General features: G+C 41.0%; 13 protein-coding genes. 8 read left to right on the forward strand and 5 right to left on the reverse strand.

The genetic code is table 11. The features are described from left to right. The first annotated feature begins 2 nt into the window (after positions 1-2). Positions 3-1,151, forward strand: a complete 1,149-nt coding sequence (locus tag B0O44_RS23730; protein WP_110834589.1) for a cysteine desulfurase family protein — start codon at positions 3-5, stop codon at positions 1,149-1,151. A gap of 66 nt (positions 1,152-1,217) precedes the next feature. Further along, positions 1,218-1,757 (forward strand): GNAT family N-acetyltransferase, encoded by a 540-nt coding sequence (locus tag B0O44_RS23735; RefSeq protein ID WP_146229895.1) that lies wholly within the window; start codon positions 1,218-1,220, stop codon positions 1,755-1,757. Positions 1,758-1,889: 132 nt separating this feature from the next. On the opposite strand, the gene accD is transcribed toward B0O44_RS23735, so the two are convergent. Beyond that, complete coding sequence (gene accD, locus B0O44_RS23740) at positions 1,890-2,735, reverse strand: acetyl-CoA carboxylase, carboxyltransferase subunit beta (RefSeq protein ID WP_110834591.1); 846 nt, start codon at positions 2,733-2,735, stop codon at positions 1,890-1,892. Positions 2,736-2,921: 186 nt separating this feature from the next. Here accD and fbaA point away from each other — a divergent pair, with 186 nt between their 5' ends. From fbaA to B0O44_RS23760, 4 genes are all read left to right on the forward strand, one after another. Next, complete coding sequence (fbaA, locus tag B0O44_RS23745) at positions 2,922-4,001, forward strand: class II fructose-bisphosphate aldolase (protein ID WP_110834592.1); 1,080 nt, start codon at positions 2,922-2,924, stop codon at positions 3,999-4,001. Positions 4,002-4,154: 153 nt separating this feature from the next. Next, positions 4,155-5,198, forward strand: coding sequence for a hypothetical protein (locus tag B0O44_RS23750; protein WP_245943785.1), 1,044 nt, complete (start codon positions 4,155-4,157; stop codon positions 5,196-5,198). After that, positions 5,128-7,446 carry a hypothetical protein gene (locus B0O44_RS23755; RefSeq protein WP_110834593.1) on the forward strand — a complete coding sequence of 773 codons (2,319 nt, stop codon included), beginning with the start codon at positions 5,128-5,130 and terminating at the stop codon, positions 7,444-7,446. The genes B0O44_RS23750 and B0O44_RS23755 overlap by 71 nt, the downstream gene beginning before the upstream one ends. 77 nt (positions 7,447-7,523) lie before the next feature. After that, positions 7,524-7,949 (forward strand): GNAT family N-acetyltransferase, encoded by a 426-nt coding sequence (locus B0O44_RS23760; RefSeq protein WP_110834594.1) that lies wholly within the window; start codon positions 7,524-7,526, stop codon positions 7,947-7,949. 19 nt (positions 7,950-7,968) lie between these two features. Here B0O44_RS23760 and B0O44_RS23765 read toward each other — a convergent pair whose 3' ends face one another. From B0O44_RS23765 to B0O44_RS23780, 4 genes are all read right to left on the reverse strand, one after another. Beyond that, a complete protein-coding gene (locus B0O44_RS23765) occupies positions 7,969-8,826 on the reverse strand; it encodes a hydroxymethylglutaryl-CoA lyase (protein WP_110834595.1) in 858 nt (285 codons plus the stop codon). A gap of 89 nt (positions 8,827-8,915) precedes the next feature. After that, positions 8,916-11,855: a protein translocase subunit SecDF gene (gene secDF, locus B0O44_RS23770; protein WP_110834596.1), complete on the reverse strand. Its 2,940-nt coding sequence runs from the start codon at positions 11,853-11,855 to the stop codon at positions 8,916-8,918. Positions 11,856-11,966: 111 nt separating this feature from the next. Next, complete coding sequence (locus B0O44_RS23775) at positions 11,967-12,452, reverse strand: dihydrofolate reductase (RefSeq protein WP_146229896.1); 486 nt, start codon at positions 12,450-12,452, stop codon at positions 11,967-11,969. Then, positions 12,449-13,243 (reverse strand): thymidylate synthase, encoded by a 795-nt coding sequence (locus B0O44_RS23780; RefSeq protein ID WP_110834597.1) that lies wholly within the window; start codon positions 13,241-13,243, stop codon positions 12,449-12,451. Before B0O44_RS23780 ends, B0O44_RS23775 begins: the two co-directional genes overlap by 4 nt. 177 nt (positions 13,244-13,420) lie before the next feature. Here B0O44_RS23780 and ispE point away from each other — a divergent pair, with 177 nt between their 5' ends. After that, positions 13,421-14,224, forward strand: coding sequence for a 4-(cytidine 5'-diphospho)-2-C-methyl-D-erythritol kinase (gene ispE / locus B0O44_RS23785; RefSeq protein ID WP_110834598.1), 804 nt, complete (start codon positions 13,421-13,423; stop codon positions 14,222-14,224). Between the two features lie 9 nt (positions 14,225-14,233). Beyond that, positions 14,234-14,650, forward strand: coding sequence for an OsmC family protein (locus tag B0O44_RS23790; RefSeq protein ID WP_110834599.1), 417 nt, complete (start codon positions 14,234-14,236; stop codon positions 14,648-14,650). The last annotated feature ends 3 nt before the right edge of the window (positions 14,651-14,653 follow it).

Consider the following 14,653-nt stretch of genomic DNA (forward strand, 5'->3'; position numbering starts at 1 on the left):
AGATGGACAGAATCTATTTAGACAATGCCGCAACCACACCCCTGGATAAACAGGTGATGGCGGAAATGGTAAATGTAATGGATAATTATTATGGAAATCCTTCCTCTATCCATGCACAGGGCCGTGAAGTGAGAACATTGATTGAGAAAGCCCGTAAAACCGTAGCCGGTTTACTGAATGCTGTACCTGCTGAGATCTTTTTTACTTCAGGTGGAACAGAGGCCGATAATACAGCCATACGTTGTGGCATCCAGGCTTTCGGGCTTAAGCATGCCATTACCTCTAAAATTGAACATCATGCCGTTGAACACACCCTGGATATGTTGTTGAAAACGGGTGTGATCGATAAACTGAGTTTTGTGAACATTGATGCAAAGGGAAATATCGATTACGATCACCTGGAGCAATTGCTAAAAGATAATGAACGTTCCTTTGTTTCGTTGATGCATGCCAATAACGAACTGGGTACTTTAACAGATATTGAACGGGTAGGTAACCTTTGCGAAAGCTATAATGCGATTTATCATTGTGATACCGTACAAACGATGGGACACTATGTACATGATGTCCGCAAAATCAAAGCTCATTTTGTGGTTTGTGCAGCACATAAATTGCATGGCCCCAAAGGGGTGGGCTTTTTGTATGTCAATCATGACATCAAAATCAGTCCGATGATTTTTGGTGGTGCCCAGGAACGTAATATGCGTGGTGGTACTGAAAATGTATATGGCATTGTGGGTTTGGCGAAAGCACTGGAAATGGCTTATGCAGAAATGGAAGAGCACCAGAATTACATACAGGGGTTAAAGACCTATCTGAAAGAAAAGCTGAGTGCAGAAGTTCCGGGAATTGCTTTCAATGGTGAAACCGATGCAGATAAGAGCCTTTATACGGTATTGAATGTCTCTTTTCCTGAAATGGAAATGGGAGACATGCTGTTGTTTAACCTTGATATTAACGGCATCTCGGCTTCTGGCGGCAGTGCATGTTCTTCAGGTTCAAATATTGGTTCACATGTGCTTACCGGAATAGCTGCCGACCCCAACAGGCCTTCAGTGCGTTTCTCTTTCAGTAAACTGAACACCAAACAGGAGCTGGATTTTGTTGTAGATAAAGTGAAGCATATTGTGGAACAAAATGTAAGCGCTTAAACTTTTAAGGTGCATAAAAAACTGAAGCCCCGGATAGGATTCGGGGCTTTTTTATTAAAAAACAAAATGGAATATCACAGAATCTATGATCCGCTGGACCCGGAATTGTTTTTTGTCCGGGAGCTTTATCAGCAAGCTTTTCCTGTAAAAGAACGTAGGGAATGGCAGCAGCTGCTTTACTTGCTTGAAAAAGAACCTGACATGTTCCTGGACTGCATCAGGGATGAAGGGCAGACCATTGGTTTTATCATCTGGTGGAAGATGGGGAACTGGGCATTTATAGAGCATTTTGCAGTTTCTGTAACAGAAAGGGGCAAAAATTATGGCAGCAGGGTCATCAAACATTATCTGAATGCGGCAGAGGCAGATTTGCTCCTGGAAGTAGAACCCCCGGATAATGAAGATGCCCGCAGAAGGGTGATGTTTTACCAAAGGCTGGGCATGGTGTTACTGGATTATGACTATAGGCAACCTTCTTACAGGGAAGCGGGTGTAAGTTATCCTTTACGCCTGATGAGCAGTAAAACAGATTTGGATCCGAATACCCCTGACTTTGAAAAATTAGTAAAAAGTGTAAAGGCAAAGGTTTACCATGTACAATGCTAGTTGAACATCAAGACGATAGAAACGGTCCAGATGTGTATACCAGCTTGAAAAAGATATAACGTAAACAAGGAAGAAAATACATAAAATAAACAAAAAAGGCCCGTATCAAACGGGCCTTTTTTATAAACTGTATTAGTTTTTCATCATTTTCAGAAAAGTTGCCAATCTGGCTTTCATGGCTCTTCTGTCTACAATGAAGTCTAAAAAGCCATGTTCCAGTACAAATTCTGAGGTCTGAAAGCCTTTTGGTAAGTCTTTTTTAATGGTTTCCTTTATGACCCTTGGTCCTGCAAATCCGATCAAAGCACCGGGTTCTGCAATATTAATATCACCCAGCATGGCATAAGAAGCGGTAACGCCACCGGTAGTCGGATCGGTCAATAAAGAAATATATGGGATTTTGGCCTGGCTCAGTAAAGCGAGTTTGGCAGAAGTTTTAGCCATTTGCATTAAAGAAAAGGCTGCTTCCATCATCCTTGCCCCGCCCGATTTGGAAATCATCAGGAAAGGAATTTTATGTTTGATGCTGTAATCTATGGAGCGGGCTATCTTTTCGCCGACTACAGAACCCATGGACCCACCGATAAAATTAAAGTCCATGCAAGCCACAACCAGATCTTCTCCTTCAATCTTTCCATGTGCAGCCCTGATGGCATCATTTAATCCGGTTTTATGAATGCTGTCGATTAACCTTTCCGTATAAGGTTTGCTGTCGGTGAAGTTTAATGGATCTCCTGATCTTAAGCCTTCAAACAGCTCTTTAAACTGATTGTTGTCAAATAAAACCTGGAAATACTCCTTTGAACCTATTCTTAAGTGATAGTCACAATAATGACAAACATATTTATTTTCGATAAGGTCTGCGCTATGCAATGCTTTCTTACAATTAGGACACTTGTTCCATAAACCGTCAGGCGCTTCCTTTTTTTCTTCTGTGAGTGTACTGATACCCTTTTTTTCTCTCTTAAACCAAGCCATGTTATTAGTTGAAAAATGCGACTACAAAGAAACAAAAAAAAATCTTAACAGTTTGCGATAGTTTAAACCCTGTTTGAAATTTATACAATTATCTATTTAAACTCTTTTTTAATTAAAATTATAACGGGGCCGGATTTGCCTTAAGTTATATTTTTCATAACTTCGGCATATACAAAAATTAGAAAAATGAGTTTAAAAGGCTACAAAGGAGTAATTTACGGAGATGCCGTTCAGGAGTTGTTTGAGCAGGCTAAAAAACATCAGTTTGCATTACCTGCGGTAAATGTTACGGGTACCAATACCATTAACGCAGTAATGGAAACAGCAAAGGCTGTAAATTCACCTGTTATGATTCAATTGTCCAATGGAGGCGCCCAGTTCTATGCGGGTAAAACATTGAACAATGATAACCTTAAAGCATGTGTACTGGGCGCTGTCTCAGCAGCTAAACATGTTCATTTACTTGCAGAACATTATGGAGTAGCCGTAGTGCTGCATACCGATCATGCTGCAAAAAAACTGCTCCCTTGGATTGACGGATTACTCGATCACGGTGAACAATTTTTTGCTGAACATGGTAAACCCCTGTTTTCTTCACATATGCTGGACCTTTCAGAAGAACCTATTGAAGAAAACATGGAAATTTCAGCAAAATACCTGGCCCGTATGGCAAAAATGGGAATGACCATTGAAATTGAACTGGGGGTAACCGGGGGCGAGGAAGATGGTGTGGACAACAGTGATGTAGACAGTTCTAAATTGTATACCCAACCTTCAGAAGTGGCATACGCTTACGAAGAGTTGAGTAAAGTAAGCGATAAATTTACCGTTGCTGCCGCCTTTGGTAATGTTCACGGGGTATATAAACCAGGTAATGTAAAGCTACAGCCTGTTATTCTTAAAAATTCACAGGATTTCATCAGGGAGAAATATAATTTAAGCGCTGAAAAACCAATTAACTTTGTATTCCATGGTGGTTCGGGTTCTTCTCAGGAAGAGATCAGGGAAGCGATTTCTTATGGAGCCATAAAAATGAATATTGATACAGATATGCAATGGGCATTCTGGGAAGGTATTCTGGATTATTATAAAGCAAACGAGGCTTATCTGCAGGGACAGATTGGAAATCCAGACGGAGAAGACAAACCAAACAAAAAATATTATGATCCCCGCGTTTGGTTGCGTAAAGGAGAAGAGGCTTTTGTTAAACGTTTAACACAGGCATTTGAAGACCTTAATTGTAAAGACGCCAGCGATAAATTGTAATCGCTGTAACCAGCTTATAAAAAGACGCTTTCGGATCAATCCGAAAGCGTCTTTGTTTTTTGAACCGGAATGTTCAACTTTATTCTGGATTTAGGGAGCGTCTTGATATCTTTACAAGGTAATTTACAAGTCGGATTAGGCTCATGATTTATTATGCATTCCAAAATTAAAGCACTTATTTTCGGTTTAGGCTGTTTACTTCTGTGCTGTGCCCTGGGATGTAACAGACCAAGGACCAGTACAGCCGTTGCGGCATTCTATTATTGGAAAACTACTTTTCATTTGGATAAAGGGCAAGATACACTACTAAAAAAGGTAGCTGGAAACCGTTTATACCTTCGGTTTTTTGATGTGGTTTGGGATGAACAAAGTCAGCAGGCTGTACCTAATGCCATTGTGGGCATAAAGGAAAATATGAAGTCCTTAAAGGTTTGTCCGGTGGTTTACCTGACCAATAAGACCTTTGAGCATACACCCCTTGCAAAGACGGATAGCCTGGCTTTTAAGGTGAATGAACTGGTTCGTAAACTTGCAGCTGCAAACCAGATCAGTTATGAAAATGTACAGCTGGACTGTGACTGGAGCCTGGGTACGAAGGAAAGTTATTTTAGTTTTTTGAAGGCGTTTAAAAAGTACAGTGGTAAAAAGCTGGAAGCAACCATCCGTCTGCACCAGGTCAAGTATTTTGCACGTACGGGTGTCCCTCCGGTAGATAGAGGTTTGCTGATGTTTTATAATATGGGAAAGATCCTGCCCGATTTGAAGGCTCCAAATTCTATTTATAATGCTGCAGATGCTGCCAAATACCTGAATTACCTTAAAAATTACATCCTGCCATTGGATGTTGCCCTTCCTGTATTTTCGTGGAGCCTGCAAATCCGCAGTGGAAAAGTGATACAGGTGTATGCCCAGATTGACAGAAAAGAACTTTCTGACCATTCCCGTTTCGTCCATACCGGGACCAAAAATGTTTATCAGGCCATCAGAAGTTTTTATATGGATGGCATTTATATAAAAAGGGGTGACTATTTTAAATTTGAAGAGATTAGCCCTTTAACTTTGGACAATGCTGCCAAACAGCTGTCCACACATCTTGCACCTCTAGAAAAACGAAACATCATTTACTATGAATTATCTACCATTCATCTCCCAGAATTCCAGGAAAAAGATTTCCAGGAAGTTTCTGCTCACTTTTAGTTTGACCACAGCCCTTACCGGTGGTTTGGTCTGGGCTTGTGCAGATGGTGATTATGATGACAGCCAATACTCGAATTTTAGTCCGGAAGCTTTTGTTGACCCGCAGTATTCTCCTTTTTTTTATGCCAGTTCTGTAAGTTATTATGGAAATGTAAATGACGACAGCAACACCAGATACAATGAACTGGTGGTTAAAGAATGGGAAACACATTTAAAAGGAAAAGTAAGTTCAAAAGACCTGGAAGTTTTGTTGTTCAAAGCCAGTGATAAAGGATTGGATTCGGTTTATAAATATTCAAAAGGCAAGTTAGCGGTCAGACCTGCAGGTCTTCCGGATGTGAAATCGTTCCAGTTGAGCAGTAAAGAACTCGATACATTTCTGTCTTACCTTCTTTTGGCAAAATCCTGTGAAAGTTTTGCGGTACAGAAACGGACCTATTACTGGGATGAGAAAAAGCCTGCCCCAACAGGGGTTCCCACTGAATTGGGGGAAAGGTTACTTCAGGAATATCAAAGTACAAAGGATATTTTTATGAAACAGCGTTTTTGGTTTCAGTTGGTCCGTTACTACTATTTTCAGGAACTGGCTGCTGCAGGCCCCGAGCAACAAGGAAATGGCCGTCTGGTTTCTTTCTTTGAGCAATCCAGAAACTTATTTCCAAAAAATCTGATGTATTACAGGGCCTTAAGTTATCTTGCTGGACATTATTATCAGCAAAAAGACTATGCAACGGCCAATTATCTTTATAGTCTGAGCTATGATTTTTCTGCTGACATGAAAATTCCAAGCAAATGGAGCTTTCATCCCCAGAATGAGTCAGACTGGGAGAAGAGCCTGAAGCTGGCCAAAAACAACGAGGAGAAAATAACGCTATGGCACATGCTGGGCATTAGCAACGACCCGGAGCGGGCAATAGATAAAATTTATGCCCTGAATCCAAAGTCAGAGAAACTGGACCTGTTACTGAGCCGTTTAATCAATGGTTCGGAGGATCCCGGGGACCGGTATTTTACAGATACTTCTTCATTTGCCGCCACAGAAAGAAAACGTATGGATCATAACGCAGAGCTTGTTGGCCGTATCGCCAGGAACAACAATACAGCAAAGCCCTATTTCTGGAATTTGGGTGCCGGATACCTGAATACGCTGAGTGGTCATTATGCCCTGGCCAGAACATTTTACAACAAGGCGAAAACACAATTGCCTAAAAATGATAAACTGCTGAGTGCACAATATAAAATACTGGACTGGACCTTATTTCTTTCGCAACTGAAAAAGATTGATGCCCAGACTGAAAAGGAGATGGTAGGCCCCATTAACTGGCTGGCAGACTTGAGGGATGGAAAGGATACCATTTCTAATCTGAGGTTTAACCGGGCAGTGGCTAAAAGTGTAGAAACCCTTTCTGCTTTGTATAAAAAACAAGGAAATTTGCTAAAATCAAACTGTTTTTCATCCAATACCGCATTTTATACAACCAATCAGAATGTTGAAGCTTTAAAAGCATTGCTTTCTAAACCAGGTAAGACCGCTTTTGAGCTGGCCATGTTAAGGTATTATCCCTTGAAAATGGAAGATTTGTATTACCACCAGGCTTTAATGTTGGTTTATAAAGAGAAAATAGATGAAGCGGTGCCGTTAATGGAAAAGGCAGGTCAAAAGGCGACATTTAATTTGCTGGGTAATCCTTTTACCATACATATTTACGATTGTCATGATTGTGATTTTGCAGCACCACAGAAAAAGAAATATACGCCTTTGACATTTTTAAAAACAATGCAAAGCATTAAAGCAGAAATTGCAGCGGGCAAAAATGTATTTAACAATGCTTATTTGCTGGCCAATGCTTATTACAACATCACCCACTACGGAAATGCCCGTTTGTTTTATCAGAATGAGATTACCGGTACCGATGCAACGCAGCCAACCGATATTCCAAAAGAGTTCAGACTGACATTTACTTCCGGAAAGCTGGCCGAAAAGTACTACCTGCTGGCCCGTGCCAATGCCAGTACGAAAGACCAGAAGGCACGTTGCACCTATATGGCCAGCAAATGTGAACGAAATGAAATATACAATAGTATTTATTTCAGTAAAGCGAATGAAAAGAAATATTACTGGGAAGAATTTAGTATGATTCCCTCTGGAAAGTATTTTGCAGAGTTGAAAAGGGATTACAGCCAGACACAATACTATAAAGAAGTATTAAACGAATGTGGTTACTTCAGGAAATATGCTGGTAAATAACAATACAAAACAAGGAAGATCATTTCTTGTTTATTTTAAGCCGCATTTGTAGCGAAATTTTAAACAAAGGGTAAATTATGGAAATACTTCAGGTCAATAAAATCAGTACACAGGAAGAATTGGAAAGCGCATTTTCCATCAGAAAAGTTGTTTTTGTGGAAGAACAGCATTGCCCACCTGAACTGGAATGGGCCAACGAAGAGGAGTCTACACATTTCCTGGCCCTGATGGATGGTTTGCCTTGTGGCGCATGCCGCTGGAGAAAAACACAGATGGGCTATAAACTGGAACGTTTTGCTGTATTGAAAGCATACAGGGGCAAGCGGATTGGTCAGGCCCTGGTCGCGGCCGTGCTGGATGACTTGCCAGGTGATGCATCTTATATTTATTTGAATGCGCAGCTGGACGCCATGTCTTTATACAGTAAATTTGGTTTTGAAACAGAAGGGCCTCAATTTGAAGAAGCAGGAATCCAGCATTTTAAAATGGTAAAGAGGGTTTAGTTCTTCTTTACCATTTTGTTTATAAAAAAATCCTTCCGGAAAATTGCTGGGCCTCTGCCCATTTTTCCATATTGAGGTTCAACTGTATACCCTGGTGTTCTATAAAACCGATCAGGTCTTCTGTGGCAAGATTGCCCGTCAGGTCATCAGCTGCCATAGGGCAGCCTCCAAAACCTTTTAAAGCACTGTCAAAGCGGGTACAACCACTTTCAAAGGCGGCCTGAATTTTTTCCAGACGGGTTTCGGGCGTACTGTGCAGGTGCACCCCGATTTCAGTATTTTTAAACCGTTTGATCAGGGGAGGGACTATGGTTTTTATTTTTTCCGGTGTGGATACCCCCGTGGTATCTGAGAGGGAAAGGATTTTCACGCCCTGATCAACCAATTCCTGGGCCCATTTTTCGACGATTTCAATATTCCATTCATCTCCATACGGATTGCCGAAGCCCATAGAAAGATAGACTACAGCCGTTTTCTGATTTTTGTCGCAGAGCTCAAGTATTTGTTTAACCGTATCGAAAGATTCGGTAATGCTGGAATTGGTATTGCGTTTTTGGAAGGTCTCAGAGATAGAAAAAGGAAAACCCAGGTAAGAGATCTCCGGATGAAGGATGGCCTCTTCTGCACCCCTTACATTGGCTATAATGGCCAGGAGTTTGCTTGCACTGGAGCCAAGTTCAAGTTTAGACAATACTTCTCTGGTATCCCTGAGTTGCGGAATGGCCTTGGGAGAAACAAAACTTCCAAAATCGAGCGTATCAAAGCCCACCTGTAAAAGCAAATTGATATAGGCTGCTTTAAGGTCTGTATCGATGAAATGGTGGATACCCTGCATGGCATCTCTCGGGCATTCTATAAGTTTAATGGCTTTTTTCATAGCTCTTGTTGGGGGGTATTTAGTAAAGATAGATACAACAAAAAAGGCATCCAATAGTGGATGCCTTTTTATGTGAATTTTATTTCCTCTTATTTGCTCTTTCCAAGATCTACTACAATTGGTGTAGAGATACATAGTGAAGAATAAGTACCGATTACACGGCCAATTAACAAGGCAAATATGAAGCCTCTGATGCTGTCACCTCCAAAAATGAAGATCACCAGCAATACAAAGAATACAGTTAAAGAGGTCAGGATAGTACGGCTTAAGGTACTGTTTAAAGCGAAATTGATTAATTTATTGCGCTCCTCACCATGAAGATCATCTTTACCATGCTCTGCCAGCTTCTCACGGATCCGGTCAAATACAACAACAGTTTCTGTCATGGTATAGGACATTACCGTTAAAATTGCTGCGATAAAATCTTGTCCGATTTCCAAAGAGAATGGAAGTACACCGTCCAGAATAGTATAAAAAGACAAGACCAGCAGTACGTCATGGAATAAGGCAATTACCGCACCTAAACCATAGTTTAGTTTTTTAAACCTGATGATGATGTAGAAGAACATCAGCAAACAGGAGAATAAAACGGCACCGTATGCACTGTAAACCAGGTCACTTGCAATGATAGGACCTACTTTTTGATTACTTTCAATGGTGTATTTAGCACCGGTCTTAGCCAGTCCTGCTTTCAGTGCATCCTCTACCAATTTGTCGGCATGGGTATCCTGATCTGCAATATGGAAAGTCGTGGTGATTTTCAGTTCATTATCATTACCTGCTGTTTTTACTTCAGGAGCCTCATTTTCAAACAGAGGGGTCAGTTTTGATTTTACATCTTCAGTTTCAATTGATTTATCAAAATGAACGATATAGGTTCTTCCTCCTTTAAAGTCAATTCCCAACTTAAGACCGCCATTTTTGAAATAGAAAATGAAACCTAAAACAATGATGACCGAAGAAATTGCATAATAGATTTTTCTACGTCCAACGAAATCAAAAGCAATGTTTTTGAAAGCATGCAGGGTAACACTGTTTCCAAAAGTGATGTTCGAATGTTTGTTCAGCAGGGATTCAAATACCAGACGGGAAATCAATACCGCGCAGAACAGTGAAGACAAGATACCAATACATAAAGTGGTCGCAAAACCTTGTACCGGCCCGTTTCCAAAGATGTAAAGGATCACACCCAGGATCAGAACGGTTACGTTAGAGTCAATGATGGATGGCATCGCATGTTTGAAACCTTCTTTGATGGCAAGGGCTGTACTTTTGCCGTGCAGCAATTCTTCACGGACCCTTTCAAAAATAAGGATGTTTGCATCCACCGATAAACCAATAACCAAAATGATACCAGCAATACCTGGCAGGGTTAATACTGCTCCAAGGGATACCAGGGTACCCATGATAAAGAACAAGTTGATCACCAGGGCAAAATTAGCTACCCAGCCGGCTTTGTTGTAATACAAAGCCATAAAGATCAGAATTACAATAAATGCAAGGACAAAGGACAGTAAACCATTATTGATGGCGGTCTGACCAAGAGATGGCCCAACAACATATTCACCAACAATTTTCGCTGGCGCAGGTAATTTACCAGCTTTTAAGATATTGGCTAAATCCTGGGTATCGTTCACGGTAAAGCTTCCTGTAATCGAGGAAATACCATTTGGAATTTCATTCTGAACAGTTGGAGCAGAATAAACCGTATTGTCTAATACAATGGCGATTGCTTTTTTATTGTTTGCATCAGCGGATGCTTCAGCAGTAATTTTTTTCCATTTGGCTGCACCTTCACCAGTCATATACATAGTCACTTCCGGTTTGCCCTTTTGATCAAAGTCATGACGCGCATCGCTGATGGCCTCACCACCTAAATCAGGTTTACCATCTGCAGAGGTTACTTTGATGGCATAAAGTTCAAAAACTTTAGAACCTTCCATTGGTTTTACACTCCACATGAATTTAAAAGTAGGAGGGATAATGGAGGCAATTTCAGGTCTTTTGAAATAAGCGTTTACTTTAGCGGTATCTTTTTGAGCGACCCATCCTACAATAGGACCCGGACGTAAAGCAGGTTGTCCGTTTTCTGCCTGATAAGTTGGAATACTTAAAACAGAGAACAGTGGATTGTTTTTAGAAGCTTCCAGTTTTTTTACATCGGAAGAATCTTTACCTACTGGTTTTTTTGCCAGTCCCGCAAGTTTACTTTCTGTTTTGGCAGTGGTATCTTTAACTGTGGTTGCAGCAGTAGTGTCTTTCAGCGTCGAGGCAAGGGTTTTGTTGATGTTTTCCATCACAGAATAAACTTCTTCATTCTGATAAACCTGCCAGAACTGAAGTTCTGCGGAACCTTGTAAAAGTTTATGGATCCTTTCTTTATCCTGAACACCTGGCATCTCAATCAGGATGCGGTTGGTGCCTTCCTGTTTCTGCATGTTCGGACTCACCACACCAAATCCGTCGATACGGCTTCTGATGATGATGAAAGAACGGTCGATGGCGCTAGTAGCCTCTTTTGATAAATAACTTTTTACCTCTGAATTGCTGGCATTGGCTTTAAGGTCCTTTGCGTTGTCCTGATTAGAAAAGAAATCAGCAAGTTTGCCATTCGGGCTTAATTTTTCAAATTCACTTACAAATAAGCCGATGAAATCTTTACCACCCGCATTTAATTGTGTTTGAGCAACAGTGAGCGCTTTGTTAAAATTAGCATCAGTTGGATTGTTCGCCAGGGACTTTACCAGTTCACCCAGGGAAATTTCCATGGTGACGTTCATACCGCCTTTAAGGTCTAAACCAAGGTTGATCTCTTTTGATTTGCAAAACTGATAGTTAAAGCCAAAGAGTGGATATACCGGAACAGTTGCCATCGAATCCAAATAAGCCTTTTCTTTTAAAGGATCTCCTTTGGCATATGCTTTGGCATTTTTTTCTACGTTCGATGTGACCAGGTTAAACGAGAGAGAATACACACAGACAATACCTAATAGTATTGCCATAAATTTTATAAAACCTTTACCTTGCATTTGTTTGTATTTATTTGTCTATATGCTATATATTTTTTTAACAAGTCGGCAAATCTAATTAATTTTTTAATTAATAGCCTGTCTTATTGCTTTTTTATTACAGATGATACACTATCGGCGTGTAAGTGTCGAAAAAGTATATCCTACGGGGTTTTTTTCATCAGAGGAATGTTCTTCAACAGCCGATTCGAGCCATAGGTCCGGATCAATTTCAGGAAAAAAGCTATCGGCCGGATAAGCCTGATGGACTCGGGTGAGGTAAATCCTGTCGGTAAATTTTAGCGAATCCTTATAAATTTGAGCACCACCAATGATAAAGACCTCTTCTTCAGATGCGGCCAGTGCCAGTGCTTCCTGAATGCCGCATACCGGTTCTATATTTTCGGCCTGAAAAGAAGGATTCCTGCTGATGACAATATTACGGCGGTTGGGCAGGGCCCTCCCGATAGATTCATAGGTCTTTCTGCCCATGATCACTGTGCCTCCATTGGTGATTTTCTTAAAATGCTTCAAATCTGCAGGGATATGCCATAAAAGCTGGTTGTCTTTTCCTATCGCATTGTTTTCTGCAATAGCTACTACTGCGGATACGATCATACAGCTACAGCTCCTTTAATATGAGGGTGCGGATCATAGTTTTCAAGGGTGAAATCTTCAAACTTGAAATCAAAAAGATCTTTAACCTCAGGATTAAGTTTCATCAGGGGCAAAGGCCTGCTGGTTCTGCTTAATTGTAACCTGGCCTGTTCAATATGGTTATTATAAAGGTGGGCGTCGCCAAGGGTGTGGATAAAATCTCCCGGCTCCAGTCCGCAGACCTGTGCAACCATCATAGTCAGTAAGGCATAGGAGGCAATGTTAAAAGGTACCCCCAGAAAAATATCTGCACTTCGCTGATAAAGCTGACAGCTGAGTTTTCCCTCAGCTACATAAAACTGGAAAAAGGCATGGCAGGGTGGAAGCGCCATATGTTCTATCTCTGCCACATTCCAGGCAGACACAATAATTCTTCTGGAATCGGGATTGCTTTTTATAGTTTGTATAATTTGTGTAATCTGGTCAATGTGCCCGCCATCTGGTTTTGGCCATGAACGCCATTGTGAGCCATAAACAGGGCCCAGGTTACCGTTTTCATCAGCCCACTCATCCCAGATCTTTACATTGTTTGCTTTCAGGTAGCCAATATTGGTGTCCCCACTTAAAAACCAGATCAGTTCGTGAATAATGGATTTTAAATGAAGTTTTTTGGTGGTGACCAGGGGAAAGCCTTCCTGGAGGTTGAACCTCATCTGATGGCCAAAAATACTGATGGTGCCTGTTCCCGTCCTGTCGTGCTTTTGTGTTCCCTGGTCCAGCACGAGCTGCATTAAATCTAAGTATTGTTTCATCTGCTCATTTTTCTTTCGGATGTGCTCCGTTTACAAAAATATAAATATTATTCCCGTCAAAATGTTAATAAGCCCTTCTTTTTTGCACAATTGATTAATTTTTAAAAATATAGCGACCGGGGCTGGTTTCAGTTTTCTTACTTTTGCGCCAGGAAAACGAAGATAAAAGAACAACCTATGCTTGCCTTTGCGAATGCTAAAATAAATATCGGGCTAAACATTACAGATAAACGGGCTGATGGTTATCACAACCTGGAGACTGCTTTTTATCCATTGAAGCTGTATGATGTGGTGGAGCTCCTGGATGCCGGTCATACACACTGCATGGTTAAAGGATTGGATGTGCCGGGGCAAAACCAGGACAACATCTGTTTGAAAGCTTATGATTTACTGTCTATGGATTTTAATTTACCACCCCAGAAAATTGTTCTACTTAAGAATATTCCGGTCGGGGCCGGGCTGGGTGGAGGGTCTTCTGATGCTGCTTTGGTGATCCGGATGCTGAACGATAAATTTAAGCTGGGGCTTTCTGTTGTTCAAATGCAGTCGTACGCTTCGATATTGGGTGCAGATTGTGCTTTTTTTATCGAAAACAAACCGGTTATGGCTTACGGAATCGGAAATGAGTTCGAAGATCTGGACCTGGATTTGTCATCTTATTTTAAGGTTTTGGTAAAAGCACCTGTGCACGTAGCTACTTCGACTGCTTATGCGGGGGTAAAGCCTTCCCGTTCTTCATCTTCACTGAAAGATTTGATACATTTGCCTTTAACAGCCTGGAGAAAGGAACTGAAGAATGATTTTGAACCTTCGGTATTTGGTGCACACCCGGAAATAGAAAAGATAAAAGAAGCACTTTATGCTTCGGGGGCTTTATTTGCGCTGATGAGTGGTAGCGGCTCTGCGGTATACGGCCTGTTTACCCAGCCTTTAAAGCTGGCCTTGCTGGAAAAAGAGAATAAAGTGTTTTATGATGTTTAAAATCCTGTTATGGAAATCAATTTAGTAAGAAAGAACGATAAATTTAATTTTGAGGCTTCCAATCCTGCCGGGCAAACCGTAGAACTGGATGCCAAGCCTGAAATAGGAGGAGAAGGCAAAGGTTTTAGACCAATGGAGATGCTGCTGGTTGGCCTAGGTGGCTGCAGCGGTATTGATATTGTAAATGTACTGACCAAACAAAAAGAGCCTTTAAAAGATGTCCGAATAAACATCAAAGCGAGCAGAAGGAACCAGGAGATGCCGCCTATATTTGAAACCATTACGATACATTTTGATCTTTATGGACAATTGGCTGAGCAAAAAGTACAACGTGCCATTGCGCTGACCTTTGAAAAATATTGTTCTGTTTCCAATATTCTGGAGCGCTCTGCAACCCTGAAATTTACATATACCATACATAATTAAGAC

This window comes from Pedobacter nutrimenti, assembly GCF_003208655.1.
GTDB classification, from domain to species: domain Bacteria; phylum Bacteroidota; class Bacteroidia; order Sphingobacteriales; family Sphingobacteriaceae; genus Pedobacter; species Pedobacter nutrimenti.

Excerpts from the sequence above, each read along its gene's own strand:
- B0O44_RS23730 (WP_110834589.1), top strand. The coding sequence starts at position 3 with ATGGACAGAATCTATTTAGACAATGCCGCAACCACACCCCTGGATAAA.
- B0O44_RS23735 (WP_146229895.1), top strand. The coding sequence starts at position 1,218 with ATGGAATATCACAGAATCTATGATCCGCTGGACCCGGAATTGTTTTTT.
- accD (WP_110834591.1), bottom strand. The coding sequence starts at position 2,735 with ATGGCTTGGTTTAAGAGAGAAAAAAAGGGTATCAGTACACTCACAGAA.
- fbaA (WP_110834592.1), top strand. The coding sequence starts at position 2,922 with ATGAGTTTAAAAGGCTACAAAGGAGTAATTTACGGAGATGCCGTTCAG.
- B0O44_RS23750 (WP_245943785.1), top strand. The coding sequence starts at position 4,155 with ATGCATTCCAAAATTAAAGCACTTATTTTCGGTTTAGGCTGTTTACTT.
- B0O44_RS23755 (WP_110834593.1), top strand. The coding sequence starts at position 5,128 with ATGAATTATCTACCATTCATCTCCCAGAATTCCAGGAAAAAGATTTCC.
- B0O44_RS23760 (WP_110834594.1), top strand. The coding sequence starts at position 7,524 with ATGGAAATACTTCAGGTCAATAAAATCAGTACACAGGAAGAATTGGAA.
- B0O44_RS23765 (WP_110834595.1), bottom strand. The coding sequence starts at position 8,826 with ATGAAAAAAGCCATTAAACTTATAGAATGCCCGAGAGATGCCATGCAG.
- secDF (WP_110834596.1), bottom strand. The coding sequence starts at position 11,855 with ATGCAAGGTAAAGGTTTTATAAAATTTATGGCAATACTATTAGGTATT.
- B0O44_RS23775 (WP_146229896.1), bottom strand. The coding sequence starts at position 12,452 with ATGATCGTATCCGCAGTAGTAGCTATTGCAGAAAACAATGCGATAGGA.
- B0O44_RS23780 (WP_110834597.1), bottom strand. The coding sequence starts at position 13,243 with ATGAAACAATACTTAGATTTAATGCAGCTCGTGCTGGACCAGGGAACA.
- ispE (WP_110834598.1), top strand. The coding sequence starts at position 13,421 with ATGCTTGCCTTTGCGAATGCTAAAATAAATATCGGGCTAAACATTACA.
- B0O44_RS23790 (WP_110834599.1), top strand. The coding sequence starts at position 14,234 with ATGGAAATCAATTTAGTAAGAAAGAACGATAAATTTAATTTTGAGGCT.